The sequence below is a fragment of the Nonomuraea sp. NPDC003754 genome (assembly GCF_053605785.1).
Genome location: NZ_JBSGJX010000022.1, coordinates 91,230 through 116,431 on the forward strand (window position 1 = coordinate 91,230; position 25,202 = coordinate 116,431).

Here is a 25,202-nt window from a genome sequence, read left to right on the forward strand (position 1 = left end):
GCGCGCCGTCCACGAGCGCGGCCGGCCCCGACCACCGCCCCGCGGACAGCTGAGCTGCGATCATGGGACGCATGCTGTCCTTGTCGATGAATGACGCCGCAGCCGACATGCTCCGGGTATTGGGCGGGCTGGCGGGCGTCGAGCCACCAGGCGGCCTTGCCGCGGGCCTTCGCGAGCGCGTGGCGGAAGGCATCGTCCGCCGCGGCGAGGTGCTCACCTGGGCGTCCTCGACGGGACATGCCGAAGGCTTCCCCTCCTTCCACGACCTCACCGGCTGGGAGTGCTCCGACAGCTCCTTCCATCTGGAGGACCACGTCCCGATCGACATCGTCAGCGTGGATGGCGCACCCACGATCAGCGACGATGACCAGCGGATCCTTCTCATGAACGGCGTCGCGTTCGCCCTGGAGTTCAGCCGGCTGGTCTACGCCCTCGACCCGCCCAACGCCGTGCGCTGCATCGTGAACGCCAATGAGACCAACGCGACTTTCAGGTTCCACCAGATCAGGCCCGGCGAGACCTGGAACGCCGCCGACCTCGACAGCTTCCGTCACGACAAGATGATCGTGATCGACATCAAGCCCGCAAGGACCTGACGAATCAAGCCGGCCGCGATCCTCGCTGGCGCGGAGAGGATCCGGCTGGTCGACGGCGAGGCGGGCTTCCCTGCTCGGGAGGCAGTCTCAGCGGTCGGGCGAGGTTCGGCGCCCGCCGCCGGCGAGATCTTCGCACCCCGCCGCAGGCGAGCGCCGCCGCTGCCAGGCCCCCGTGTCCTACTCGCTGCCGGCCACGAGATCGGCCGGCGGGATCGGCGCGATCTCCTCCAGGTACTGGTTCGCCAGCAGCCAGCTCACCGGAACTTCTTGGCTGGTCTGCGGAGCCTCGGGAATGTACTTGCTGAGCACGTGGTATTGCGTGCCGCCGCCCGGCTGCTGGAAGGCGGGGGCGGCCGGGCCCACATCGACGCGGAAGGGCTTGAGGACCCGGAAGGCGTGGTAATTACATGGGTGCTCGGGATCCTGCGCGTTGGTGTTGAGGTTGCGCGGCGGCAGCCCGCGCCTGATGAACAGGTCGCCCATCGGCGCCAGGTATGCGCCCCCGTATCCTCCGAAGCGGTCGAGCCTCATGCCGATCTGCAGAATCGTCGTCTTGACCAGCAGCCTGCCGTTGGGGTAATTGCCGGACTGGGCGAATCCGGCGTTGGGCGGGTAGCGGTAGTCGTTCGTGGTGTAGTCCCAGTAGCGCGACAGGAAATGCTGCGGGCTGAGAGTGCCCAGCGGCACGTAGCCGCGCAGGAGCGCACCGAGATAGCCGGTCCGCGGCAGGAAGACCGGCCCGAGGTCCGGGTCGCCGGTCACGTACGGCGGTCCGCAGACCAGTTGGCCGCCCGGCGTGCTCCTGCTGTCGCTCTCGCCTTTACCGGGCGGCGGCGTCGGACCGAGATCCGCCGCATGAACGAGCCGGGTTTCGGACTGCAGAACGCTGTCGGCGTGCGCGGCCACCCCGCCCATGGCGCCGGCCATCGCGTATATCGCAGCGACCAGCATGGCGCTTCGTCGATAGAATCGCATGACTTTCCCGTCAATTGTGGACGACAAATACATGAAGGTTGACCACAAGCGATTCAGCGACGTACGCACCCGATCGCACCGCGACTTCCGCCGGATCAGCCGCTTCGGCATTTCTCGCTCGAGAAGGGCGCTCCTCTGAGTACATGCGGACATGAGTGCATTACGCACATGAATAATGTGATCGATCTCTACATTCCCGGCACCACTGGAACCAGATCACATCAACCGCAAGAGAAGAGCAAAGAATAGAGCAATGAACGCGGCAGTGCGCTATTTTCTGAATTTCCCAGCACATGCTATTTTGTATCGCCATGTCGGATATATATGCCGATTGCACACTTTCCGGAGAATCCGCCGGCCGTCCTCGACGACGCGGCCACGCCGTCCGACGGACCTTCCAGGGACGGCGCCGGTCAGGGGCGACACGGCTCGAGGTGTGCGGGAGGCGGTTGCCTGGCGTGTCGTGCGTGCGTCGGCGGCGAGGTGGCGGTCATGATGGAGCATGAGTCGCGCCGACTCCATGTGACACGTTGAGAAGAGGGCCCCGGCATGTCGCCGGGGCCCTCGACGTTCGTCGGCCGCCGCATGTCCCGAAGGGGACCGCGCCACCGGAGCCGCGCCACCGGGGCCGCGCCACCGCAACCCCGCCCGCCGCGCCCGGGCACTGCCCGCTTCGCCCACCCGGACGAGCGTGCCGCCTGGCGCCGGAACGGCCGGCGGCCCGGACAGGTGGGAGACCGGCCTCAGCCGTTGGGCGGACCGTGGCGGCGGCCACGCGGACGGGTGTCCTCCACGGCCCCGGTGTCAGGATCGGCGGCCTCGTCGGCACCTGACTCGTCGGCGTTCCCGATGGCGTCGGTGCCGGAGTCGGCCTCACGTGCGCTGTCGCCGTCGTCGGGTGCGGACTCCGGCGCGGGACGGCAGTGCCCGGAGCAGCCCTCGAAGCGCTCCGCGTTCAGGGGCGTGAACCGCGTCGGCGGCACGCCCGTGAGCGCGCCGATCATCGTGTCCTTCCAGATCGGCCCGGGCAGGGTGGCCCCCTCCACCGTTCCGTAGTAGCGCCCGCCGATCGTCACCCCGGTCAGCTTGTACCGCTGGGAGCCGCGCGGGTCGCCGATGCTGACCGCCGACGCCAGATCCGGAGTGAATCCGGCGAACCAGGCGGTCGCGTAGCCGTCGGTGGTGCCCGTCTTACCCGCCGCGGGGCGCCCGATGCCCCCGACGCCGCGCATCGTGCCCTTGGTGAACACGCCGGACAGCACCTCCGCCGTCGCGTCGGCGATCTCGGGGTCGAGTGCCTGGCGGCATTTGGGCCGGTACCGGGTGACCTTGCCGTCCCGGTCGGTGATCTGCGTGATCGCCATCGGCGCGCAGTACCGGCCGCGCGCCGCGATGGCCGCGTACGCGTTGGCCACCGTCACCGGGTCCATCTCGTTGACGCCGAGCGTGAACGTCTCGACCTCGCGCAGCTTGCGACCGTCGGCACGCCGGACGCCCAGCGACTGGGCCGTGGTGACCGTGCTGCAGAGCCCGACCCGCTGCTGGAGTTCCATGAAGAAGGTGTTCACCGAACTCCAGGTGCCGGTCCGCAGCGTCTTCCACCCGGGCGAGCCCTCGTCGTTGGTGACCGTGTGCCGGGGGTCGCCGACCTTCCCGCCCGCGCAGGTCCTGAACGTGGCGAAGTCCGGCGCCCGGTAGCCGGCGCCGGCGCTCAGGCCGTCGTCGAGCTTCATGCCCCGCTGCAGCGCGCTGATCAGGGTGAAGGTCTTGAACGTGGAGCCCGCCTGGAACCCGACCCCGCCGCCGTGCGCGGCGTCCGCGACGACGTTGTAGGAGATCTCGTTCCTGGACTTGCGGGGGCCGTACGGCCGGCTCGCGGCCATGGCCCTGATCGCTCCGGTGCCCGGCTGGACCAGGGCCTCGGCGGCGAGGGGACCGTCGGAGGCGCGCACGTACCGCCTGATGGCCCGGTCGGCGGCGGCCTGCATGGCCGGGTTGATCGTGGTCTTGATGGTCAGCCCGCCGCGGTTGAGCATCTTGAGGCGCTCGTCGGCGGTCTTGCCGAAGTCGGGGTTGCTCAGGATCTCGTGTCGGACATACAGGCAGAAGTAGGTGTATTTGGTGGACTCGCAGCCGCCGGGGAGCTTCGTGCCCTTGTAGCCGAGCTTGGTGGCCTTCGCCGCCGCGGCCGCCGCCGGGGTGATCGCGCCCAGCTCGGCCATCCGGTCGAGCACCACGTCACGGCGCTTGCGCAGCCGCTCGCGGTACTTGCCGCCGAGGTTCGGGTCGGTGGCGTTCGGATCCTGAACGGCTCCCGCCAGCGTCGCCGCCTGCGCGAGTGTGAGCTTGCCGGCCCGGACGCCGAAGAACCGCTTGGCCGCCGCCTCGACGCCGTAGGCGCCGGCGCCGAAGTAGGCGATGTTCAGGTACTTCTCGAGGATCTGGTCCTTGGTGTAGGCCTTCTCGACCCCCATGGCGTACCGCAGCTCTTTCAGCTTGCGCGCGTAGCTGGCCTCGAGGGCGGCGTTCTGCTCGGCCTGCGTGTCGGCGGAGTTGAGCAGCACCTGCTTGACGTACTGCTGGGTGATGCTCGACCCGCCCTGGCTGACCTGGCCCGCCCGCAGGTTCGTGGCGAGCGCCCGCACCGTGCCCTCGAGGTCGATGGCGCCGTGCTCGTAGAAGCGGTAGTCCTCGATCGAGACGATCGCCTTCTTCATGACCTCGGCGATCTCGTCGAAGCCGACGGCCTCCCGGTACTGCTCGTAGAAGCGCGCGATCTCGTTGCCCTTGGCGTCCTGCACGGTCGTGACCTCGGCCAGCGGCGGCTCGGCGAGGGCGACCGGCCTGAGGTCGACCTGTCCCACAGCCGACATGAGCCCCAGACCCGCACCCCCCGTGGCGGGGAAGGCGATCCCCGCCACGACCACGCCGGCCGCCACGCCCGCGGCGGCCAGCCGGACGACCTTCGCTGTCCGTCGCGCCATCAGAGCTTGCCGAGCCCACGCGCCAGAATGGTGGCGGTCTTGGCGATGACCGTGTTGTCGACGGCGGGGGTGCCGCGGTTGGTGTAGACGGCCATGATGATGGGCGCCGCCGCCTTGCCCGGCCAGATGACGGCGAGGTCGTTGCCCGCGCCGATCTCGGTGTTCGTGCCGGTCTTGTCGCCGATGGTCCACGTCTTGGGCAGGCTGGCACGGATGCGCTCGTCGCCGGTCTTGCTCGCGATGAGCCAGGCGTTGAGCCGTGCCCGGTCCTTGGGGTGCAGCGCGTTCCCGGTCGTGATCAGGCGCAGGTCGCGGGAGATGGCGGCGGGCGTGGTGGTGTCGCGGTTGTCCTTGGGGGTCCAGTCGTTGAGCTCGGTCTCCCAGCGGTCCAGGCGGGAGATCGGGTCCTTCAGCGAGCGGAAGTACCTCGTCAGGCCGGCCGGCCCGCCGATCTGCTTGAGCACCATGTTGCCCGCGGTGTTGTCGCTCAGGGTGATGGTCGCCTCGCACAGCTGGGCGACCGTCAGGCCGTCCTCGACGTGCTTCTCGGTGGTCGGCGAGTTGGGCTTGAGGTCGGCGGCCGTCCACGTGACGACCTTCTCCATCAGGCCGGGCTCGGAGGTGCGGGCCTTGTGCAGCGCGGCCGCGCACAAGGGCGCCTTGAACGTCGACAGCAACGGGAAACGCCCGCCCGCCCGGTATGTCACGGTCCTGCCGGTCGCGGTGTCCACGGCGTACGCGCCGATGCGGCCGTCGAAGGACGCCTCGAGCTCGCGCAGTTCCTTCCCGACCTGGGCCTGCGCCGAGAGCGGCCGCGCCGCCGTCACGGTGGCGGCCGAGGCCGTGGCGATGCCGGGGGCGGCCCCGGACAGGAGGGAGATCGCCAGAGCGGTCGCGGGCAGCGCGGCCGAGAGCCGGCGGGCGCGCGGGTTTCGCATGTCACATCCTTGCGTCGGCTGTCAGAGGCAAGGAGCAAAGCAGGCCCGGCCCGGTGCAGTCCAATAGCGATATGGACGATCAACCAATATCAGTTTCGATATGAGAACTGGTGGTGTCGCGTGTCGCGGGACCGTGCCAGACGGAGTGGCGGGCCCGTCACATCAGGAAACGTGATCTTTCCGTGCCATGACCGGCCCTGCCGCACCGCCGGCGGAGCGGGGACGCCGCGCGGCGCTCAGCGTTTTCGTAGCTTTTGACCGGCACTTTCCTCGCTCGGGAGACTCCGGCGTGGCGTGTCGTCACAAGACAACCCGCGACGACTGTAAGCATCCTCATTGTTACGTTGAGTCACTCAACGGACGAGCGTCGGCCGTCATCCGGCCAGCGAGTCAGTCGCGGCCCCGCCGCGATCCGAGAGGGAACGGATTTTCTCTATGTTCACGAGTCCCCGAACAGACACCACACCGACACCGCCGGCGCGGCACAAGCCACTGAGGAGGGTGGCGACGCTGACGCTGGCGGGATCCGTCTCCATGGCGCTCGGCGCCAGCCTGTGCTCACCGGCCATCGCGTCCCCGACCGTGGGGAGCGGGGCCTCCGCAGGGGTCGCGGCTTCGGATCCCCGCCCCAACGGTCGCCCCACGCTGCGGGAGGAGGCCAGGAGGAAGTGCAGGCCCAGGAGCTTCTTCCGGTTCCACAACTTCGAGCCGAGGAACTTCTTCATCCCACGTAGCCGCTTCATCGACGGCCCCGGCGGCGAGATCACGGCGACCGTCAGGCGCCAGCACCGCGTGTACTGGGAAGTCGAGATCGAGCGCGAGAAGGGCAGCGAGATCCAGATGCCCTTCAACCAGGACACTCTGATCCGCAGGCTGCGCAACAACGTGAACCCGCTGCTCGCCGAGGAGAACATCGTCGAGGCGGGCCACGAGTACACCCACACCATCAGCAAGAACATGTACGGCAACCTGTGGTACCGCGTCTTCGGCTACCGCATCGGCTTCTCGGCCTGGCGGCAGTTCCAGAACTGCGACGTCCACCCGGTCGCCACCGGCATCGCCAACGTCCCGTCGAGGGTCGAGGGCTGGAGGTACTGGGAGACCAAGCGCCCCATCTTCATGGGACGCGTCCTGTCGGCCAAGTAAGTACATCGACGGTGACCGTATCGCGTAGGCGCCCGCCTGCACCCACGGTGACCGAGTATCCGGCGGCCCGGGATCCGGGCCGTGCCCGCACGGTCGGGGATGCCGTGGGACGTGCGGGAGCGGCTGCCGGCGGCCGAGCTCCACGAGCTCCCGCCGGCGGCGGCGCACCCTGAAGGCCGTCGCGAGTGCGGCCGCCGGGGCGGCCTAGAAGGCCAGCGCGGCGGCCTCCTGGCGGAGGACCAGCACCAGCAGCGTCGCCACCAGCGTGGCGATCAGCACCCAGCTGATCACGATGATGACCGTCGAGCGGCGGAGGCGGCGCCTGGCGGGCTGCTCGCCGTTGGCTCTGGCCGTCCGGCGGCGCTCGGACTCCTCGCTGCGCCGTACGCGATCGTTGAACGACTCCAGCCGCGCGACGAGTCGCGGATCATCGTCGACGAGGTGGCGCTCGATCTGTGCCAGCATCCGCTCCTCGTCCTGCGACCAGGCCATCGTGCACCTCCGAACGCAAGCTCTGTGCACCGTTTCCTGCCCAACCGTGAAGATCATTATCCGTTCCTAGGGCAGCGAATTGCAGAGTCTTTCCTGTTGCGATCATTGTCGAACCTGCGTTCTAATCATGTCATGCGCTGGGACAACCTGCGTCTGACCGACGCCGGCGGCGACGATTCGGCGCTGCCGCTGTTCGCCCGTGGCGCGGTGACCCGCACCTTCGACACCCCCGAGTTCCGGGGGATGACCTTCTACGAGATCCACGCGAGATCGATCATCAACAAGGTGCCGGCCGCCAGTCGCGTGCCGTTCTCCTACACCATCAACCCCTACCGGGGGTGCAGCCACTCGTGCGTCTACTGCTTCGCCCGCAAGACCCACGAGTATCTCGACCTCGACGCCGGCCACGACTTCGACTCCAGGATCGTGGTGAAGGTCAACGCCGCGGAGCTCGCCCGCAAGGAGCTCGCCGCGCCGCGCTGGGGCGGCGAGCACGTCGCGATGGGCACCAACGTCGACTGCTACCAGCGCGCCGAGGGCCGCTACCGGCTGATGCCCGGCATCCTGCGGGCGCTGGGCGAGGCCGCCAACCCCTTCTCGATCCTCACCAAGGGCACGCTGATCCTGCGCGACCTGCCGCTGCTGGTGTCGGCGGCACGGGTGACGGAGGTGAGCACGGCGGTGTCGGTGGGCTTCCTCGACGCCGAGCTGTGGCGGACGGTGGAGCCGGGCACCCCCCATCCGCGGCGGCGGCTCGAAGTCTGCCGGCGGCTCAACGACAGCGGCATCGCCTGCGGCGTGCTGATGGCGCCGATCCTGCCTTACCTGTCCGACTCCCCCGGGCAGTTGGAGGAGACGGTCGGGCAGATCGCGGCGGCCGGCGCCACGCACGTCACGCCGATCGTGCTCCACCTGCGGCCCGGGGCGCGCGAATGGTTCCTCGGCTGGCTCTCGCGCGAGCATCCGCGGCTGGTGCCGCGCTACCTGGAGCTGTACGGCAGGGGCGCCTACGCGCCGAAGGCCTACCAGGATCAGGTGACGGCCCACGTCAGGCGGCTGGCCGAGCATGCCGGGATCGGCCGCTCGCCTTCGTGGCGCATCAGACCGGAGCAAGCCGCCAAGCCGGAACAGTTGTCCCTTTTGTGAGGCCAAGTAGCCATTTGGGTATTAACGGGGTTGATGCCCGAATAGCGGGCCGACACATCGGGGGAACGACCAATGCCAGAACCGCAGAAGAAACCCGCCAAGTCCGGAAAGGCCAAGAAGGCGAGCATCAAGGCGACAAGAGCCTCCAAGAACGCCAAACGCGAGGCCGGCAAGAAACCGGAAGGCGAGTAGGTTCCCCTCACCGCGACGGTGCGATCATGATCAGGCAGCCGGCCGCCCGTCCGGCTGCCTGATCACGGAGCGGCCAATGACGGCATACCTGCGCTTCCCAGCGATCTTCAAAGACGTCGTCGTCTTCGCGGCGGAGGACGATCTCTGGATGGTCCCCGCGCAGGGCGGGCGCGCCTTCCGGTTGACCGCGGGGCTGGCCGAGGCCGCCTACCCGCGGTTCTCGCCGCGCGGCGACCAGCTCGCCTTCGTCGGCAGGGAGGAGGGTCCCGAGGAGGTCTACGTCATGCCCGCGGGCGGCGGGGCGGCCAGGCGGGTGACCTTCCACGGTGCCCGGTGCACCGTCACCGGCTGGGACCCGCACGACAGGGTGCTGTACGCCAGCGACGCGCAGCAGCCGTTCGAGGGGCAGAAGTGGCTGCACCGGGTGCGGCCCGGCGGGGTGCCCGAGCGCCTGCCGTACGGGCCGGCCACGAGCATCAGCCACGGACCGCGGGACATGATCGTGCTGGGCCGCAACACCGCCGACCCCGCCCGGTGGAAGCGCTACCGGGGCGGCACCGCCGGCGATCTGTGGATCGACCCGGCCGGTCAGGGCGACTGGCGGCGGCTGATCAGCCTGCCGGGCAACCTCGCCTCGCCGTGCTGGAGCGGTGACCGGGTCTGCTTCCTGTCCGACCACGAGGGCACCGGCAACGTCTACTCGTGCGCGCCCGACGGTTCGGACCTGCGCAAGCACACCCATCACCGCGACTACTACGCCCGCAACCTCTCCAGCGACGGCCACACGCTCGTCTACCACGCGGCGGGTGACCTCTACGTCCTCGAACCGGACAGCGAGACCAGGCGGGTGGAGGTGCTGCTGGCCAGTTCCCGCACCCAGCGCAACCGGCGCTTCGTCGACGCCTCCGACTACCTCGACAGCGCCACGCCCAGCCCCGACGGCAGCGCGGTGGCGATCGCGACCCGTGGCAAGGCCTACACCTTCGCCGGCTGGGAGGGGCCCGTCCACCAGCACGGGGAGGTCGACGGCGTCCGCTACCGCTTCCTCACCTGGACCGGCGGGGGCGGTCTGGTGGCCGCCGCCAGCGACGACGGCGACCGCGAGGTCCTCGTGCTGCTCGACGGCAGGAGCCAGACACGCCTCGACCACCTCGACACCGGACGGGTCACCGACCTGGTCGCCGCGCCCGCCGGTGACCTGATCGCCGTGACCAACCACCGCCACGAGCTCCACGTCGTCGACCTCGCCAGGCGCACCGCCACCCTGGTCGAGGCCAACCCGCACGCCGCGGTCGAGGACCCCGCCTGGTCGCCCGACGGCCGCTGGCTCGCCTACGCCTCGCCCACCAGCGCCCAGCACACCGCCATCAAGATGCACCACGTGCCCTCCGGCCGTACGGTGACCGCCACCCATCCGGTGCTCAAGGACTACCGCCCCGCCTTCGATCCCGAGGGCGACTACCTCTACTTCATCGGCCAGCGCGTCTTCAACCCCGTCTACGACGCCCTGCAGTTCGATCTCGGCTTCCCGCTGGGCACCAGGCCCTACGCCATCGCCCTGCGCGAGGACGTGCCCTCCCCGTTCGTGCCCCGGCCGCGGCCGCTCGCCGCCAAGAACGACGACGGGGACGACGAGGACGACGGCAGGGACGAGGCGGAGGAAGGGGAGGACGAGGGCGACGTGCCGGGTGAGCCGGCCGTCGACGTCGAGCGCCTGCCGTACCGGATCACCGCCTTCCCGCTGCCCGAGGGACGCTACGAGCGGCTGGCGGGGCTCAAGGGCAAGGTGCTGATCCTGTCCCACCCGATCGAGGCCGACGAGGGCACGCTGCACCTGTTCGACTTCGACAAGCAGAAGGACGAGACCTTCGCCACCGACGTCACCGACTTCGTGCTGGCCGCCGACCACCGGAGCCTGCTCTACCGGGCCGGAGATCGCCTGCGGCTGCTCAAGGCCGGTGAGGTCCCCGACGTGGACGACGAGACGCCCGGCCGGCAGAGCGGATGGCTCGACCTGTCCCGTGTCAAGGTCTCCCTCAGCCCCGAGGCGGAGTGGCGGCAGATGTTCCGCGAGGCGTGGCGGCTGCAGCGGGAGAACTTCTGGTCGGCCGATATGGCCGGGCTCGACTGGCAGGCCGTCTACGAGCGCTACCTGCCGTTGCTGGACCGCGTCACCACCCGGGGGGAGTTCTCCGACCTGCTGTGGGAGCTGCAGGGCGAGCTCGGCACCAGCCACGCCTACGAGATCGGCGGCGAGTACCGGCCCGGCCCCGACTACACCCAGGGCAAGCTCGGCGTCGACTGGGAGTACAGGGACGGCGCCTACGTGATCGGCCGCGTCGTCCAGGGCGACCCGTGGGATCCGGAGGCCACCTCACCGCTCAACCGGCTCGGCGTCCACGTACGGCAGGGCGACGCGCTGCTGGCCGTCAACGGCATCCCCGTCGGCGCGACCACCACGCCCAACCAGGCACTGGTCAACCAGGCCGGGCAGGAGGTCGAGCTGGCCCTGTCCAGGCAGGGGCGCACGTTCAGCGTGACCGTCCGCGCCATCGCCGACGAGCAGCCCGCCCGCTACCGCGACTGGGTCAACCTCAACCGCGCCCGCTGCCACCAGCGCAGCGGCGGCCGTGTCGGCTACGTCCACATCCCCGACATGGGCACGGCCGGGTTCGGCGAGTTCCACCGCGGCTACCTGTCCGAGTACGACCGCGAGGCGCTCATCGTGGACGTCAGGTTCAACACCGGAGGCAACATCTCCGCGCTCCTGCTCGACAAGCTCGCCCGCCGCCGCGTCGGCTACGAGCATCCGCGTCGCGGCGACGCCGAGCCGTACCCGCCGGAGTCGCCGCGCGGCCCGCTGGTGGCCGTCACCAACGAGTGGGCGGGCTCCGACGGCGACATCTTCAGCCACACCTTCAAGCTGCTCGGACTCGGCCCGCTGGTCGGCAAGCGCACGTGGGGCGGTGTCATCGGCATCTGGCCACGTCACCGGCTGGCCGACGGCACGCTCACCACCCAACCGGAATATTCCTTCACCTTTGTCGAAGGTGACCGGCGAGTGGAGAATTATGGGACAGACCCGGACTTTGAGGTTGATATCACACCTCAGGACTACGCCCGAGGGATCGACACGCAACTCGAGAAAGCCATCGATCTCGCGATAGAACGGATCTTTCACAGCTGATGCTCAGACTTTGCAACCTTCTCCATCATTGGAGCGTCTAAAGGGCGAAAGCGGGGGAACGCGCCACGGGGACAGGCAAGCGCGTGAACCCGGAAGCTTCCGAGAAGGGGACCCCCACAGGTGCGTGCACTGGCAGGCAAGGGCAAGGCGGCCGTCTACCGGCTGTTCGAGGCCAACAACCGCAGGCGCGGACGAGCCGCGCCACCTCCGTCCACGCACCAGATCAAGATCCTTCTTCTGCATGCCTACGGCATGGGCGGCACCATCAGGACGGTCTTCAACCTGGCCGGATACCTGGCCGCCACCGGCCGCGACGTGGAGATCGTCTCCATCCTCAAGGAGGCCGAGGAGCCGTTCTTCCCCCTCGACCCGCGGGTGAAGGTCCGCTTCCTCGACGACCGGCTCGTCCCGAGGACCGGCCTGCGCGGCCGGCTGTCGAAGGTGCCGAGCAGGCTCATCCCCCCGCAGGAGGCGGCCTACCACCGCTTCAACCTGTGGACCGACCTGCAGCTGGCCAGGTGGATCCGCTCGATCGACACCGGGGTCGTCATGGCCACCAGGCCCGGCCTCAACCTGGCCCTGGCCCAGCTGGCGCTGCCGAGCGTCATCACCATCGGCCAGGAGCACGTGGCCCTGCAGGGACAGCCGCAGGAGGTGCAGGAGCTCATCAAGCGCCGCTACCGCAGCTTCGACGCGCTGGTCACCCTCACCAAGGCCGACCTGCGCGACTACCGCGAGACGCTGCGGCGCAAGCCGAAGAAGCTGGCCCGCATCCCCAACGCGGTGCCGCCCATGACGGGCGAGGTCTCCAAGCTCGAGAACAAGGTCGTGGTCGCCGTCGGCCGCATGACCAGGCTCAAGGGCTTCCACCGCCTCATCACCGCCTGGGAGACCGTGGCGGCCGCCCACCCCGACTGGACCCTGCGCATCTTCGGCGCGGGACCGCAGGAGGACAACCTGCGGGCCCAGGTGGCCGAGGCCGGGCTGCAGGACAGGATCGAGCTGCCGGGGCCCACCACCGATGTCGGCGCCGAGCTGGAGAAGGCCTCGATCTTCGCGCTCAGCTCGCGCCACGAGGGCTTCCCCATGACGATCCTGGAGGCGATGGCCAAGGGGCTGGCGGTGGTGAGCTTCAACAGCCCGCACGGCCCCAAGGAGATGATCACCAACGAGGTCGACGGCCTGCTGGTCAAGCCGCGCACCAACGCCAACCTGGCCGCCGCCCTCATCCGCGTCATCGAGGACGAGGAGCTGCGCCACCGGCTGGCCGAGGGCGCGCTGGCCACCGCCGCCACCTACGACGTGCAGTCCGTCGGCGCCAAGTGGGACGCCCTGCTGGAGGAGCTGCTGGCCCGCCGCAACGGCACCTACGTCAAGCCCGCCCCCGCCGCCGCGCCGGCCGCGCCCGAGCCGCCCGCGCTCACACCGTCTCCAGCTCCACCGGCTCAGCGATGACGTCCACGAGCGCGCCGTTGCGGAACACCGTGATCGGCAACGGCCGCCCGATCGCCTCGGCGAACATCAGCCGCTGAAGGCTCTGCGCGTCGCCCACGGGGTTGCGTCCGGCGCTCAGCACCAGGTCGCCCGCCCGCAGCCCCGCCCGCGCCGCCGGGGAGCCCGGCACCACCTCCATCACCCGCAGCGCCTGCCGCTGCCCGGTCCGCGCCCGCAGCGCCTCGGGCAGCGGCGCGGGCGAGGTCACCAGGCCGAGGAAGGCCCGGCGCACCCTGCCGTCCCTGATCAGCGCGGCGATGATGGAGCGCGTGGTGGAGTTCACGGGCACGGCCAGGCCCACCCCGACCCCCGCCACGGCGGTGTTGATGCCCACCACCCTGGCGCGCGCGTCGGCCAGCGCCCCGCCGGAGTTCCCGGGATTGAGCGCCGCGTCGGTCTGGATGACGTCCTCGATGAGCCGCCCGCCCACGGGCAGCGAGCGGCCCAGCCCTGACACCACGCCCGCCGTCACCGAACCGGCCAGGCCCAGCGGGTTGCCGACCGCCACCACCAGCTGGCCCACCACCAGGCCGTCGCTGTCGCCCAGCACCGCCGGAGCGGGCGTCGCGCCCTCGGCCCTGATCACAGCCAGATCCGACAGCGGATCCCGGCCCACCAGCACGAAGTCGCTCGCCGACCCGTCGGCGAAGGCCACCGTCCCCGACCGGGACGAGCCGACCACGTGCGCGTTCGTCAGCAGGAAGCCGTCGGTGGTGAACACCACGGCCGAACCGCTGCCCCTGTCCGCACGCACGCCGGCCACCTTCGGCATCAGCTCGGCGGCGACCGAGGACACGGTGCTGGAGTAGGCGTCGAGGGGATCGGACATGCGAGACCTCCCGTGTCGATTACACGATTACACGGTAACTCGCCCAGCACGTGATGGCGATCGTCAGCGCGCCGGACCACCTCCTCCGTCACACCTTCCTCACCCGAGCCGAGCATGTCGTGTCGAACCCCGGGGAAGCGGGAATCTACTCGGCCTGTGCCCATGAATGGCCGGGAGGCGCCACTTGAGCACTCGGGACGCGGTCGCCGTGCTGGCCGCCGCCGTACTCCTCGCCGGCCTCCTCGGACGGCACCCCGGCCAGCCGGCCACCGCCGCGGCCACCCCGCTCGACAACCCCCACGGCACCCGCCCAGGGCTGGCCCCCATCACCAGCGCGGACGACAGGTCCGCCGCGCGCGACCTCATCGGCGGGTTACGCGTGCGGGGCATGGGGCCCAAGACCGGCTACAGCCGCGCCCGCTACGGCGAGAACTGGGCCGACACCGCCACCGACCTGCCGTACGCGGGCAACGGCTGCCGCACCCGCGACGACCTGCTGGCCCGCGACGGGCACGACCTGTCCTACCGCAGGGGCTCCTCCTGCGACGTCGTCGCGCTCAGCCTCGACGACCCCTACACCGGGCGCACCATCGCCTGGCGCAAGAGACGCGCCGACGACATCCAGGTCGACCACGTCGTCCCGCTGTCCTACAGCTGGCGCATGGGCGCCACCCGCTGGCCCGCCGCCAAGCGGCTGCGCTTCGCCAACGACCCGCTCAACCTGCTGCCCGTCGACGGCGACACCAACGAGGCCAAGGGCGGTTCCGGCCCGGCCGCGTGGCTGCCGCCCCAGCGCCGCGTCCGCTGCGCCTACGCCGTCCGTTTCGCCCAGGTCGCGCTGAAGTACGGCATGGCCGTCACCAGGGCCGACAAGGCCACCATGCTCAGAGTGTGTCGGTAGACCAGTCGAACCCCTTCTCGAACGTGATGCCGGCCAGCGCCCGCTGGCCGTCGGCGTTCGGATGGAAGTAGTCCCACTTGCTCACCAGGTCCAGCGAGAACGGATAGGAGAACACCGCGCCTTCGTCGGTACGGCACCGCGGCCCGTAGGCAGCGCACGCCCGTTCCCACTCCCTGTTGAAGGCCATCACCCTGGCCCGCACCCTGGCCCGCCGCCGCACGTCGGCCCGCTTCGTCGAGGTGGGGTTGGCCAGCATCGCCTGGCAGATCCTGCCCAGCCCCCAGAACGTCCGCGCGATCACGTCGTCCTTGCCGACCTTCCACAACCTGCGCAGGTCGGGGATGCTGGCCACGAACACCCGCGCCTGCGGCAGGTCGGCGCGCAACCGGTCCATCGCCTCCCGCACCCGCTGCCCGAACACCTCGACGGGCGTCATCGCCGCCTCGGTGCGCACGCACGCGTCCTGCGCGCCCAGCATGATCGTCACGTACTCCGCCTTGACCGCGACCGCCTTGTCCACCTGGCCCATCAGATCGGCGCTGGTCGCCCCCGGCACGGCGAAGTTGCGGTTGTTGCCCCGCAGCTCGGGCTCCCGCTCGGCCAGCCTGAGGTAGTGGCTGCGCACGTGCGCGTTGTCGCCCGCCGACCAGGAGCGCGACGTGCACGAGACGTACCAGCCGCAGGCGTTGAACCCCGCGCTCACCGAATCGCCCAGCGCCGCCATCACCCCGGGCACCGGTTCGGTCTCGACGGCGCCCGACCCGGAGACCAGAATCACAGCGGTGAGCACGCGAAGGATCATGGCCCCCAAGGTAGAGACGGCCGCGAGGGCAGGCCACGACAAGGACCCACTTCCTATCGACGCTTGACACAACCAGGTTGAGCCCTATACCACCTGGTGTCCGGATTTTCCCCTAAGGTAGGGCTTGGCAGGGGGCCTGAATCGAACACGTTCAGTTCCGGCATAGCATGTCTTGAGTGAGTGTCGCGCTCGGAACAACCCGCCCTCTGCCGGTTCGTACCGTCCCGATCGGGGACCCCGGCAACCTGCTCGCCAGCCTGCCCTCCACCGCTCCCTACGCGTGGATCCGGCACGGCGAGGGCCTCGCCGGATGGGGCGAGGCCGCCAAGGTCACCGTGCCCTCGGGCCCCGGCCGCTTCGCCTGGGCCCGCCAGTGGCTCTCCTCCGCCTTCGCCGACGCCCACACCCACGACGGCATCGGGCCCGTCGCCTTCGGCACCTTCACCTTCGACGAGAACTCACCCGGCTCCACTCTCGTCATCCCCAGAACCGTGCTGACCCGCCGCGACGGGCAGACCTGGATGACCACCATCGGCGATCCCGCCCCCGCCGGGCCGCCGGCCCCCATCACCGATCCCGGGCGCATCAGCTACGGCGACGGCAGCCTCACCGCCCCCGCGTGGGAGGCCATCGTCGCCCGCGCCTCCCGGCGCATCCGCGAAGGCGAGCTCGAGAAGGTCGTGCTCGCCCGCGACCTCACCGCCACCGCGCAGCGCCCCATCGACACCCGCCTCCTGCTCACCCGCCTGGCCGAGCGCTATCCCGAGTGCTACACCTTCTCGGTCGCCGGGCTCGTCGGCGCCACCCCCGAGCTGCTCATCCGCCGCACGGGCCAGCAGATCGAATCCCTCGTGCTGGCCGGCACCACCGCACGCGGCACCAACCCCGCCGACGACATCGCCCGCGGCGCGGCCCTGTTCGCCTCCACCAAGGACCGCCACGAGCACGAGTGCGCCATCGCCTCCGTCCGCGAGGCGCTCACCCCGCTGGCGGCCAGGCTCAGCGTGCCCGACGAGCCCGAGCTCCTCGTCCTGCCCAACCTGCAGCACCTGGCCAGCCACGTCACCGGCACCCTCGCCGACGGCGCCTCCGTCCTCGACGTCGTCGCCGCCATGCACCCCACCGCCGCCGTCGGCGGCACCCCCACCGACACCGCCATCCGGCTCATCCGCGAGCTCGAAGGCATGGACCGGGCAGGCTACGCCGGCCCCGTCGGCTGGATCGACGCCCACGGCGACGGCGAGTGGGGCATCGCGCTGCGCTCGGGCATCGTCAAGGGCCGCCGCGCCCGGCTGTTCGCCGGCTGCGGCATCATGGGCGACTCCGACCCGGCCTGCGAGCTGGCCGAGGCGCAGACCAAGTTCCGCGTCATGCAGTACGCGCTGGAGGGCTGAGCCCGTCACGCCTCGGGGAGGTGGACCTCCGCCTCCACGGCCACCGCCGCTCTGCCCGCCGTCAGCGTGGCCACCCAGGCGGTGAAGACGTCCATCTGGTCCTGCCCCACCGCCACCGCGAAGGACGCCTCGGCCCCGTAGCCGGCTTCGCGCACCGGATAGGCCGACGCGCGAAGGGCGTTCTCCACCCGGCCGGCCAGCTCGTGCCCGACCGAGACCCGCACCAGCCTGGCGGGCACCATGCGGACCGGCTCCACCCGGTCGAGGGTCTCGGTCACGGCCGAGCCGTACGCCCTGACCAGGCCGCCCGCGCCGAGCAGCACGCCGCCGAAGTAACGTGTCACGACCGCGACCACGTCGTTGAAGCCGCGGCCCACCAGCGCCTGCACCATCGGCGTGCCGGCGGTGCCACCGGGCTCGCCGTCGTCGTCGCCCTTCTGCAGGCGCTGACCGATGACGTAGGCGGTGCAGTTGTGGGTGGCACCGGGGTGCAGCCTGCGCCGCTCGGCGATGAACGCGGCGGCCGCCTCGACGCTCTCGGCGGGGGCGATCGCGCAGATGAAGCGGGACCTCTTGACCTCGGTCTCGTGCTCGGCGGGGGCTTTCAGGGTGAGGTAAGGGGTCACCTGGCCAGGCTACCGCCTTTACAAAGTAGATCAATGTATCCCGCCGTCGCCGCCCCCGCGCGGGAAGCCGGTGACGGGCGCCCGCCCGGGCGGTGCCCCGGACGGGCGGTGTCCCGGACGGGCGGTGTCCCGGACGGGCGGTGTCCCGGACGGGCGGTGACGACCTGCTGGAGGGTCAGGCAGGAGGGAGACTGATGCCGAGCATGCGGGCGCCGGACTCGGTGCGCGGCCGGTGGGTGCTGCCCGGACCGAAGACCACGTAGCTGCCCGGGCCGAGACGGTGGCCGTTGTCGATGAACTCGCCCGACACCACGTAGTAGCGCTCCTCCCCGTCGTGCCGGTCGACCTCGGGCCACTCGGCGCCGGGGGCGAAGTCGTACATCCAGCCGCGCGCCCGGTCCGTCGCCGTCAGCCGCCGCCTGACGATGCCCGGGACCACCTCGACGGCCTCCACCTCGTCCACGTGCAGCACGTTCATGTCGTTGTCCTGGTGATTCATGCCGGCCATCTTGCTCGGCCGCGCTCCCCCGGCACAGTGTCTGGATTGACATCTTGAGATACTTTCCTGCCATGGGCGTTCACCGGGTCGTCGCGCTCGTCCTGCCGCCGCAGTCCACGTTCGAGCTGGCCTGCGCGGCCGAGGTGTTCGGCGTGCGCCGGCCGGGGCTGCCGGTCCACTACGACTTCGGCGTCTGCGCCGAGCGTCCGGGGCCGGTGCCGACGCTGGCCGGCTACGACATGCACGTGCGGGACGGCCTGCCCGCGCTCGACACCGCGGACACGGTCGTCGTGCCCGGCTGGCAGCGGCCCGGCGAGCGGGCCTCCGCAGCCGTCGTCGACGCCCTCGTCCGGGCGCACGGGCGCGGGGCGCGCATCGTCTCGATCTGCTCGGGCGCCTTCCTGCTGGCGCAGGCCGGGCTGCTCGACCACCGCAAGGCCACCACCCACTGGCGCATGGCCGCCGAGCTCGCCGCCCGCTTCCCGCTGGTCCAGGTGGACCCGGACATCCTGTACGCCGACCTGGGCGACGTCGCCACCAGCGCGGGCACCGCGGCGGGCATCGACCTGTGCCTCCAGCTGGTCCGCGCCGACCACGGAGCGGCCTACGCCGCGCAGGTGGCCAGGCACATGATCATGCCGCCGCACCGGGAGGGCGGGCAGCTGCAGTACGCCGCCACGCCGGTCACCGCGAAGGTCGCCGACTCGCTGGCGCCCGTCCTGGACTGGGCCGCCGAGCGGCTGCACGAGCCCTTGACCGTGGAGGACCTCGCGGCCAGGGCGGGGATCTCGCCACGCACGCTGGCCAGGAGGTTCGCCGAGCAGCTCGGCGCCAGCCCGGGCCGGTGGCTGCTCGGCCGGCGGGTGGCGGCGGCGCAGGCGCTGCTGGAGGAGACCGACCTTCCGGTCGAGACGATCGCGGCCAGGGTCGGGCTGTCGTCGGCGGCCAACCTGCGCAGGCGCTTCCACGACGCCCTGCGGACCACGCCCGCCGCCTACCGCCGGTCCTTCCGCTGGTAGCCGCGGCGGCGACCGGCCCCGGCAGTAAGCTCGACGGCGTGAAGTACGTGCTCATGATCGCTTCCGACGCCTCGGTGCCGCGCGAGGTGGTCGACGCCCAGATCCAGGCGGGTTGCGGCGGCTGGAGCGAGGAGATGGAGGCGCGCGGCGTGGTGCGCGGCGGGGCGGGGCTGCGGCCCAGCTCGGAGGCCACCACCGTGCGCGTGCGCGAGGGCCGGGTGCTGCGGTCGGACGGGCCGTTCGCGGAGACCAAGGAGCAGATCGGCGGATTCGTCCTCATCGAGTGCGCCGACCTGGAGGAGGCCGTCGAGATCGCCGCCAGGCACCCGTCGGCCGGCTACGGCCAGATCGAGATCAGGCCCGTCTGGGAGCCATGACCGGGCCACCGGACCGGCAGGCGCTGATCGAGAGCGTCTTCCGCGCCGAATGGGGTCAGGTCGTGGCTACCCTCATCCGCGTCACCGGCGACTGGGACCTGGCCGAGGAGTGCGCCCAGGACGCCTTCGCCACGGCCATGGAGCGCTGGCCGCGCGAGGGCGTCCCCGACCGGCCGGGCGCGTGGCTGACGGTGACCGCCCGCAACCGGGCCACCGACCGGCTGCGCAGGCAGGCGGCCGGGGCCGCCAAGCTCCGCGAGCTGGCCGCGCACCCGCCCGGACCGCAGCCGGAGGTCGACGGCTTCCCCGACGACCGGCTGCGGCTGATGTTCACCTGCTGCCATCCCGCGCTGCCCTTCGAGGCGCAGGTCGCGCTCACCCTGCGCAGCCTGGCGGGGCTCGGCACCGGCGAGATCGCCCGTGCCTTCCTGGTGCCCGAGTCCACGATGTCGCAGCGGCTGGTCAGGGCCAAGCGCAGGATCCGCGAAGCGGCGATCCCGTTCGCCGTGCCGCCGCCCGAGCTGCTGCCCGAACGGCTCGAGGCCGTCCTGGGCGTCCTGTACCTGCTGTTCAACCAGGGCTACAGCGCGCACGGCCTGTGCGGCGAGGCCATCAGGCTGGCCAGGCTCGCGGCCGGCCTGATGCCCGACGAGCCGGAGGCCGGCGGGCTGCTGGCGCTGATGCTCCTGCACGATGCCAGGCGGGCGGCCAGGCTCGACGACGAGGGCGTGCTCGTCACCCTCGACCGCCAGGACCGCGCCCGGTGGGACCGCGCCCAGATCGACGAGGGCCTCGCCGTCCTCGACGCGAACCTGGCGCGCGGCCGTCCCGGGCCCTACCAGGTGCAGGCCGCCATCGCGGCCTGCCACGCGACCGCCGTCCACGCGGACGACACCGACTGGCGGCAGATCCTCCTGCTGTACGGCACGCTGGCGCGCATGCTGCCCTCCCCCGTGGTCGAGCTCAACAGGGCGGTGGCCCTCGCGATGGTGGCGGGACCGCAGGCCGGGCTCGACCGGATCGACACGCTGGCCGGCCTGGACGGCTACCACCTGCTCCCCGCCACCCGCGCCGACCTGCTGCGCCGCCTCGGCCGCCGGACCGAGGCGGCCGCGGCCTACCGGCGGGCGATCGAACTGGCGGACGAGCAGGCCGATCGTCGCTACCTGCGCAAACGCCTGTCGGAGCTCTCCTAGCCCCCGGTCGGGCGCAGGGCCGGGGGCGTGGCCTCACGCTAGGCTGAAGGGGTGCGGGGGCGTGCCAGGCCGGCCCCGGCCGTGACAGCTCGTCCCGCATCCCGCGGGTACGCCACGCGCATGGACAGGCATGCGTCCTGATCAGGTGAGGTTCGCGGCAGTGACCGATCCCGTCGACCGCGATGTCGACCTCGTCGATGCCCGCCGGCGCCGGCAGGCGCGCCGCGCGCAGTACCGCGTGGTGGCGGTGATCGCCGCCGGTGGCGCGGCCGGCGCGGGCGCCCGCTACGGTGCCGCGCTGCTGTGGCCGACCCCGGCCGTCTCTTTCCCGTGGACCACGCTGGGCGTCAACGCCTCGGGCTGCCTGCTGATCGGGGTCCTGCTGGTGGCGGTGACCGAGGCGTGGACGGCACCGGCATGGGTGCGGCCGTTCTTCGCCACCGGCGTGCTGGGCGGCTTCACCACCTTCTCCACCTACTGCGCCGACATCGAACGGCTGGTGAGCGGCGGCCGGGCCGGCCCTGCCCTCGGCTACCTCGCGGCGACGGTCGTCGTGGCCATGGCCGCGGTGACGGCCGGCGCCTGGACCACCCGCCGGCTGCTGCGGCCGAAGACGGAAGGCGGCACGCGATGACCCTGTCCGGACGGGCGCTGCGGCTGACGGTTCTCGTCGACGACACCGACACCTGGCGCCACCGCCCGCTGTACACCGAGATCGTGCACCGGGCCCACGCCGCCGGGCTGGCCGGGGCGTCGGTCTTCCGCGGCATGGAGGGCTTCGGCGCCGGCAACGTCGTGCACACCACCCGGCTGCTGTCGATGGCCGACGACCTGCCGGTGGCCGTCGTCATCGTCGACGCCGAAGAGAAGATCCGTGCCTTCCTTCCCCAGCTGGACGAACTGCACATCGAGGGCCTGGCCGTCCTGGAGGAGGTCGAGGTCGTGCACTACCGCGGCCGGCAGGCGACGGCATGAACTGGCTGCTGGTCCTGCTCGGCGGCGCGGTCGGCGCGCCGCTGCGTTATCTGACCGACCGGGCCGTGCAGGCCCGCCACGACACCGTCTTCCCCTGGGGGACCTTCGCCGTCAACGTGACCGGCTCCCTGTTCCTCGGGGTGCTGACCGGGGCGGTGCTGGCGGGGGCGGCGGGCCACGACGTGCAACTGCTGGTGGGCACCGGCTTCTGCGGGGCGCTGACCACGTACTCGACGTTCTCGTGGGAGACGCTGCGCCTGGCCGAGTCCGGCGCGGGCCTGCTGGCCGCCGCCAACATCCTCGCCTCGGTGGTGGCCGGTCTGGGCGCGCTGTTCGTCGGCCTCACGATCGCCCAGGCGGTCTTCGGCACATGAATGACCGGCTGTCGTCCGGCACCGCCTTCGCCGGCTGCGCGCTGGTACTCCCGAGCTGACTCGCACCCCGCAGGTGCGAGCCGCCCGGTCCATGTGATTCCACAAATCCCGTCATATGCCAGCAACCGCCATGGTTGATCCACTAGATATATGACCATGCACAATTTCACACTTCACGCATCCGGGACAGCAGCCGAAAGGCGGACATGGGGATGCTGAGCAGGCGGAGATTCCTCCAGGCCGGCGCCGCGACGGTGCCGGCCATCGCATTGGGCGGCATTGCTCCCCGCGCGGCCCTCGCCGCGACCGTGGAGACCTCGGGGATCGCGCCCGCCGCGCTCGCCGGGTTCGACAGGGTGCTGAAGACCTACATCGTCGAACGAGGCATCTCCTGCGCCCAGCTGGCCATCTCCAAGAACGGCAAGCTCGTGCTCGCCAGGGGCTACCGCTACTCCGACGACGGCAGATCCCTTCCCGCGGTGACGCCCACCTCGCTGTTCCGCATCGCCAGCCTGAGCAAGCACATCACCGCCACGGCGATCATGCGGCTGGCGCAGGACGGCAAGCTCAGCCTGACGGCGTCGGTCGCCACCCTGCTGGGTCTGCCGACCGAGACCGACGCCCGGCTGGCGAAGGTGACGGTGTGGCGGCTGCTGCAGCACACCGGAGGCTGGGACCGCGAAGTCTCCGGCGACTACCTCTACATGGACCATCCCATCTCCAAGGCGCTCGGCGTCCCGCTGCCGATCACCCAGGACCACATCATCCGGTACGCCAACAGCCGTCCGCTCGACTTCGCGCCCGGCACGAGGTACGGCTACAGCAACTACGGCTACATGCTGCTCGGGCGGATCATCGAGAAGGCCTCGGGGATGAGCTACGAGTCCTACGTCAGGCAGCGGATCCTTGGGCCCGTCGGCATCACCCGCCTCCGGCTCGGCCGTACCCTCCGATCAGAGGCCGCGCCCGGCGAGGTGATCTACGAGTCCGATGCCACCGCCACGACCGTCGTGGACGCGTCAGGCGCGGTGGTGCCGCGGCCGTACGGCGGGTTCAGCATGACCAACCGCGGGCCCGGCGGCGGATGGCTGGCCTCGGCGGTCGACCTGGTGCGGTTCGCGAAGGTGCTCGACGCGCCTGGAGCGGTGCTGAACGCGACCTCCATCAACAGGATGCTCGCCAAGCCGGAGACCGGCCCTACCCCTGACGAGGCCTGGTACGGCGCCGGGTGGTGGGTGCGCGAGGTGCCCGGTCACCTCAACACCTGGCACAACGGATCGCTGCCCGGCACCTACACCTACCTCGCCCGGCTGCAGAACGGCTTCACCTACGCCGCCCTGTTCAACAGGGGCGAGGAGAGCGGGTCACTCGACTTCGACGTGCTCAGCCCGCGGATCAACGCCGAAATCGGCAAGGTGACCAGCTGGCCGACCACGGACCTCAGCTCCCGCTACTTCTAGCGTTCGCGCGGACGCGGCCGGCGGCGAAAGCCACGCGGACATCGGCCGCAGCCGCTCCTCGGCGGCCCGGTGCCGCCGAGGAGCGCGCGCGCTCAGCGGACGCCGTCGGTGCACGTCGCCAGGTCCAGGCCGGAACCTCCGACCTGGCGGCGGCGTGGACCAGCGGTCTCCACGACGGACCGGCCGCGGACGGTCAGACGAGGTTCGTGGGATGCTGCTCCGTCGCTACCGGGGACCCGTTCAGGACGGGTCGGCGGGCGGCTCGATCCTGGCCAGGTGGCCGGTCTCCAGCGCCGCCCACAGGAAGCCGTCGGGCCCCGCGGCGATGCCGTGCGGCTCGGAGGCGGGCGTCGGCAGGTCGTAGGTGGTGATGCGGCCCGCGGCGGTGATGCGGCCGACGCGGTTGCCGCCCCACTCGGTGAACCAGCAGGCGCCGTCGGGGCCCAGCGTGATCGCGTGGGGGCGGGCCGCCCGGTCCGGCAGCGGGAACTCGGCGATGTCGCCGTCGACGGTGATCCTGCCGATCTGCCCGGCGCCGATCTCGACGAACCACAGCGCCCCGTCGCCGCCCCGGGTGATGCCGACGGGCGCCGCCGCCGGCGTGGGCAGCGGGTGGACGGTGATGCCCCCGTCCATCGTGACGCGGCCGACGGCGTTGGCCTGGTTCATCGCGAACCACATCGCGCCGTCGGGCCCCGCGGTGATCGCCGAGGGGAAGGCCCCGGCCACCGGCAGCGGGTACTCGGTGACCGTGCCGTCGGTCGTGATCCGCCCGACCAGGCCGGCGTTGGTGCCGGTGAACCACAGCGCGCCGTCGGGCCCCTGCGCGATCCCGAACGGCCCCGCCTGCCCGGTGGGCAGCGCGAAGGAGCGGGCGTGGCCGTCGACGGTGATCCGGCCGATCGCGTGTCCCTGGTACTCGGTGAACCACAGCGCGCCGTCCGGACCTGGGGTGATCACGGTGGGGCCGGCACCGACCGGATGGGTCGTGAGCGAACCGTCCGCCCCTCTGCGGCCGACGGCGCCCTCGCCGACGAGCGTGTACCAGAGCGCGCCGTCGGGTCCCGCGGTGATCGCGTAGGGGCCCGCGCCCCGCACGGCGAACTCCCTGACCGGATCGTCGATCCACGCGGCGGCCGCGGCGAGCAGGGCGGCGCGGTCGTGGTGGACGTCCACGCGGACGCTGCCGCCCGCGTTCCGCACCGTCTCGGCCGTCGCCGCGGCCCGGTCGGCGGCGGCCACGAGGACCAGCAGGGGTGGCATGCCGTACGGCGGCGCGGACACCGGCGGCGGCGACAGCAGGATCACGCCAGCCGGGGGCGTTCCGAGCAGCGGCAGCGCCTCCAGCGCGACGGTCGCACCGGCCTCCTCCCCCGCCAGGACGATCCTCGAGGCGGGCGTGCCCTCGCCGAGCAGCGCCCGGTAGGCGGCGGCCACGTCGGCCGGCGCGGCGGCGTGCACCTCCACCACGCGTCCGGCCAGGCCTCCGGTGGGCCGCGCGTCGTGGCCGTGGACATAGACGACAGTGCGCACTCTTCCCCCTGTTTCCGATCAAAGACCGAAATGCTACTTGACCACTTGAACCGTATGACGTACGGTA

23 protein-coding genes are annotated in these 25,202 nt (G+C 71.2%); 14 read left to right on the forward strand and 9 right to left on the reverse strand.

All coding sequences use genetic code 11. The features are described from left to right. The first annotated feature begins 86 nt into the window (after positions 1-86). Positions 87-596, forward strand: coding sequence for a hypothetical protein (locus ACWEVS_RS26270; protein WP_452417513.1), 510 nt, complete (start codon positions 87-89; stop codon positions 594-596). Between the two features lie 177 nt (positions 597-773). Here the strand turns inward: ACWEVS_RS26270 and ACWEVS_RS26275 are convergent, their stop codons facing one another. The 3 genes from ACWEVS_RS26275 to bla all read right to left on the reverse strand — a co-directional run bounded on the left by ACWEVS_RS26275 (position 774) and on the right by bla (position 5,493). Further along, a complete protein-coding gene (locus ACWEVS_RS26275; protein ID WP_452417511.1) occupies positions 774-1,523 on the reverse strand; it encodes a TNT domain-containing protein in 750 nt (249 codons plus the stop codon). A gap of 791 nt (positions 1,524-2,314) precedes the next feature. Next, positions 2,315-4,555 (reverse strand): transglycosylase domain-containing protein, encoded by a 2,241-nt coding sequence (locus tag ACWEVS_RS26280; protein WP_452553813.1) that lies wholly within the window; start codon positions 4,553-4,555, stop codon positions 2,315-2,317. After that, positions 4,555-5,493, reverse strand: a complete 939-nt coding sequence (gene bla, locus ACWEVS_RS26285) for a class A beta-lactamase (RefSeq protein ID WP_452553815.1) — start codon at positions 5,491-5,493, stop codon at positions 4,555-4,557. Before bla ends, ACWEVS_RS26280 begins: the two co-directional genes overlap by 1 nt. Positions 5,494-5,994: 501 nt before the next feature. On the opposite strand from bla, the gene ACWEVS_RS26290 reads away from it, so the two are divergent. Beyond that, positions 5,995-6,639, forward strand: coding sequence for a hypothetical protein (locus ACWEVS_RS26290; protein ID WP_449929069.1), 645 nt, complete (start codon positions 5,995-5,997; stop codon positions 6,637-6,639). Between the two features lie 204 nt (positions 6,640-6,843). On the opposite strand, the gene ACWEVS_RS26295 is transcribed toward ACWEVS_RS26290, so the two are convergent. Beyond that, a complete protein-coding gene (locus tag ACWEVS_RS26295) occupies positions 6,844-7,131 on the reverse strand; it encodes a DUF3040 domain-containing protein (protein WP_449929071.1) in 288 nt (95 codons plus the stop codon). A 132-nt stretch (positions 7,132-7,263) separates the two neighbouring features. Between ACWEVS_RS26295 and ACWEVS_RS26300 the strand changes: the two genes are divergently transcribed. The 3 genes from ACWEVS_RS26300 to ACWEVS_RS26310 all read left to right on the forward strand — a co-directional run bounded on the left by ACWEVS_RS26300 (position 7,264) and on the right by ACWEVS_RS26310 (position 13,111). Further along, a complete protein-coding gene (locus tag ACWEVS_RS26300) occupies positions 7,264-8,277 on the forward strand; it encodes an Rv2578c family radical SAM protein (protein ID WP_452553816.1) in 1,014 nt (337 codons plus the stop codon). 268 nt (positions 8,278-8,545) lie between these two features. Beyond that, positions 8,546-11,656 (forward strand): S41 family peptidase, encoded by a 3,111-nt coding sequence (locus tag ACWEVS_RS26305; RefSeq protein WP_452553818.1) that lies wholly within the window; start codon positions 8,546-8,548, stop codon positions 11,654-11,656. Positions 11,657-11,776: 120 nt separating this feature from the next. Continuing rightward, entirely contained in the window at positions 11,777-13,111 is a 1,335-nt protein-coding gene (locus ACWEVS_RS26310; RefSeq protein ID WP_452553820.1) for a glycosyltransferase family 4 protein, read from the forward strand. Here the strand turns inward: ACWEVS_RS26310 and ACWEVS_RS26315 are convergent. Beyond that, positions 13,077-13,979: a S1C family serine protease gene (locus tag ACWEVS_RS26315; RefSeq protein WP_449929079.1), complete on the reverse strand. Its 903-nt coding sequence runs from the start codon at positions 13,977-13,979 to the stop codon at positions 13,077-13,079. The two genes, ACWEVS_RS26310 and ACWEVS_RS26315, sit on opposite strands and share 35 nt — an antisense overlap. A 184-nt stretch (positions 13,980-14,163) precedes the next feature. On the opposite strand from ACWEVS_RS26315, the gene ACWEVS_RS26320 reads away from it, so the two are divergent. Next, entirely contained in the window at positions 14,164-14,880 is a 717-nt protein-coding gene (locus tag ACWEVS_RS26320) for an HNH endonuclease family protein (protein ID WP_354916200.1), read from the forward strand. On the opposite strand, the gene ACWEVS_RS26325 is transcribed toward ACWEVS_RS26320, so the two are convergent. Then, positions 14,864-15,682, reverse strand: a complete 819-nt coding sequence (locus ACWEVS_RS26325) for an SGNH/GDSL hydrolase family protein (RefSeq protein WP_452553821.1) — start codon at positions 15,680-15,682, stop codon at positions 14,864-14,866. The genes ACWEVS_RS26320 and ACWEVS_RS26325 overlap by 17 nt on opposite strands. A gap of 176 nt (positions 15,683-15,858) precedes the next feature. Here ACWEVS_RS26325 and ACWEVS_RS26330 point away from each other — a divergent pair, with 176 nt between their 5' ends. After that, the gene (locus ACWEVS_RS26330; protein ID WP_449929083.1) at positions 15,859-17,076 is read left to right on the forward strand and encodes an isochorismate synthase; all 1,218 of its coding nucleotides are present in this window, start codon (positions 15,859-15,861) and stop codon (positions 17,074-17,076) included. A 5-nt stretch (positions 17,077-17,081) separates the two neighbouring features. On the opposite strand, the gene ACWEVS_RS26335 is transcribed toward ACWEVS_RS26330, so the two are convergent. Further along, positions 17,082-17,702, reverse strand: coding sequence for a YigZ family protein (locus ACWEVS_RS26335; RefSeq protein WP_452553823.1), 621 nt, complete (start codon positions 17,700-17,702; stop codon positions 17,082-17,084). A 175-nt stretch (positions 17,703-17,877) separates the two neighbouring features. Next, the gene (locus ACWEVS_RS26340) at positions 17,878-18,201 is read right to left on the reverse strand and encodes a cupin domain-containing protein (protein ID WP_449929087.1); all 324 of its coding nucleotides are present in this window, start codon (positions 18,199-18,201) and stop codon (positions 17,878-17,880) included. 71 nt (positions 18,202-18,272) lie between these two features. On the opposite strand from ACWEVS_RS26340, the gene ACWEVS_RS26345 reads away from it, so the two are divergent. From ACWEVS_RS26345 to ACWEVS_RS26375, 7 genes are all read left to right on the forward strand, one after another. After that, the gene (locus tag ACWEVS_RS26345) at positions 18,273-19,220 is read left to right on the forward strand and encodes a helix-turn-helix domain-containing protein (protein ID WP_452553825.1); all 948 of its coding nucleotides are present in this window, start codon (positions 18,273-18,275) and stop codon (positions 19,218-19,220) included. Positions 19,221-19,258: 38 nt separating this feature from the next. Beyond that, on the forward strand, positions 19,259-19,597 hold the full coding sequence (locus ACWEVS_RS26350; protein WP_354916217.1) for a YciI family protein: 339 nt from the start codon (positions 19,259-19,261) through the stop codon (positions 19,595-19,597). After that, positions 19,594-20,793 (forward strand): RNA polymerase sigma factor, encoded by a 1,200-nt coding sequence (locus tag ACWEVS_RS26355; RefSeq protein WP_452417499.1) that lies wholly within the window; start codon positions 19,594-19,596, stop codon positions 20,791-20,793. Before ACWEVS_RS26350 ends, ACWEVS_RS26355 begins: the two co-directional genes overlap by 4 nt. A 160-nt stretch (positions 20,794-20,953) precedes the next feature. Beyond that, positions 20,954-21,427 (forward strand): fluoride efflux transporter FluC, encoded by a 474-nt coding sequence (locus ACWEVS_RS26360; RefSeq protein ID WP_449924948.1) that lies wholly within the window; start codon positions 20,954-20,956, stop codon positions 21,425-21,427. Next, positions 21,424-21,768: a DUF190 domain-containing protein gene (locus ACWEVS_RS26365; RefSeq protein WP_452553827.1), complete on the forward strand. Its 345-nt coding sequence runs from the start codon at positions 21,424-21,426 to the stop codon at positions 21,766-21,768. Before ACWEVS_RS26360 ends, ACWEVS_RS26365 begins: the two co-directional genes overlap by 4 nt. Further along, complete coding sequence (crcB, locus tag ACWEVS_RS26370) at positions 21,765-22,142, forward strand: fluoride efflux transporter CrcB (RefSeq protein ID WP_354916229.1); 378 nt, start codon at positions 21,765-21,767, stop codon at positions 22,140-22,142. Before ACWEVS_RS26365 ends, crcB begins: the two co-directional genes overlap by 4 nt. Before the next feature lie 212 nt (positions 22,143-22,354). Further along, positions 22,355-23,602 (forward strand): serine hydrolase domain-containing protein, encoded by a 1,248-nt coding sequence (locus ACWEVS_RS26375; protein ID WP_452553830.1) that lies wholly within the window; start codon positions 22,355-22,357, stop codon positions 23,600-23,602. A gap of 240 nt (positions 23,603-23,842) precedes the next feature. Here the strand turns inward: ACWEVS_RS26375 and ACWEVS_RS26380 are convergent, their stop codons facing one another. Then, positions 23,843-25,135 (reverse strand): virginiamycin B lyase family protein, encoded by a 1,293-nt coding sequence (locus tag ACWEVS_RS26380; protein ID WP_449924959.1) that lies wholly within the window; start codon positions 25,133-25,135, stop codon positions 23,843-23,845. Positions 25,136-25,202 lie beyond the last annotated feature (67 nt).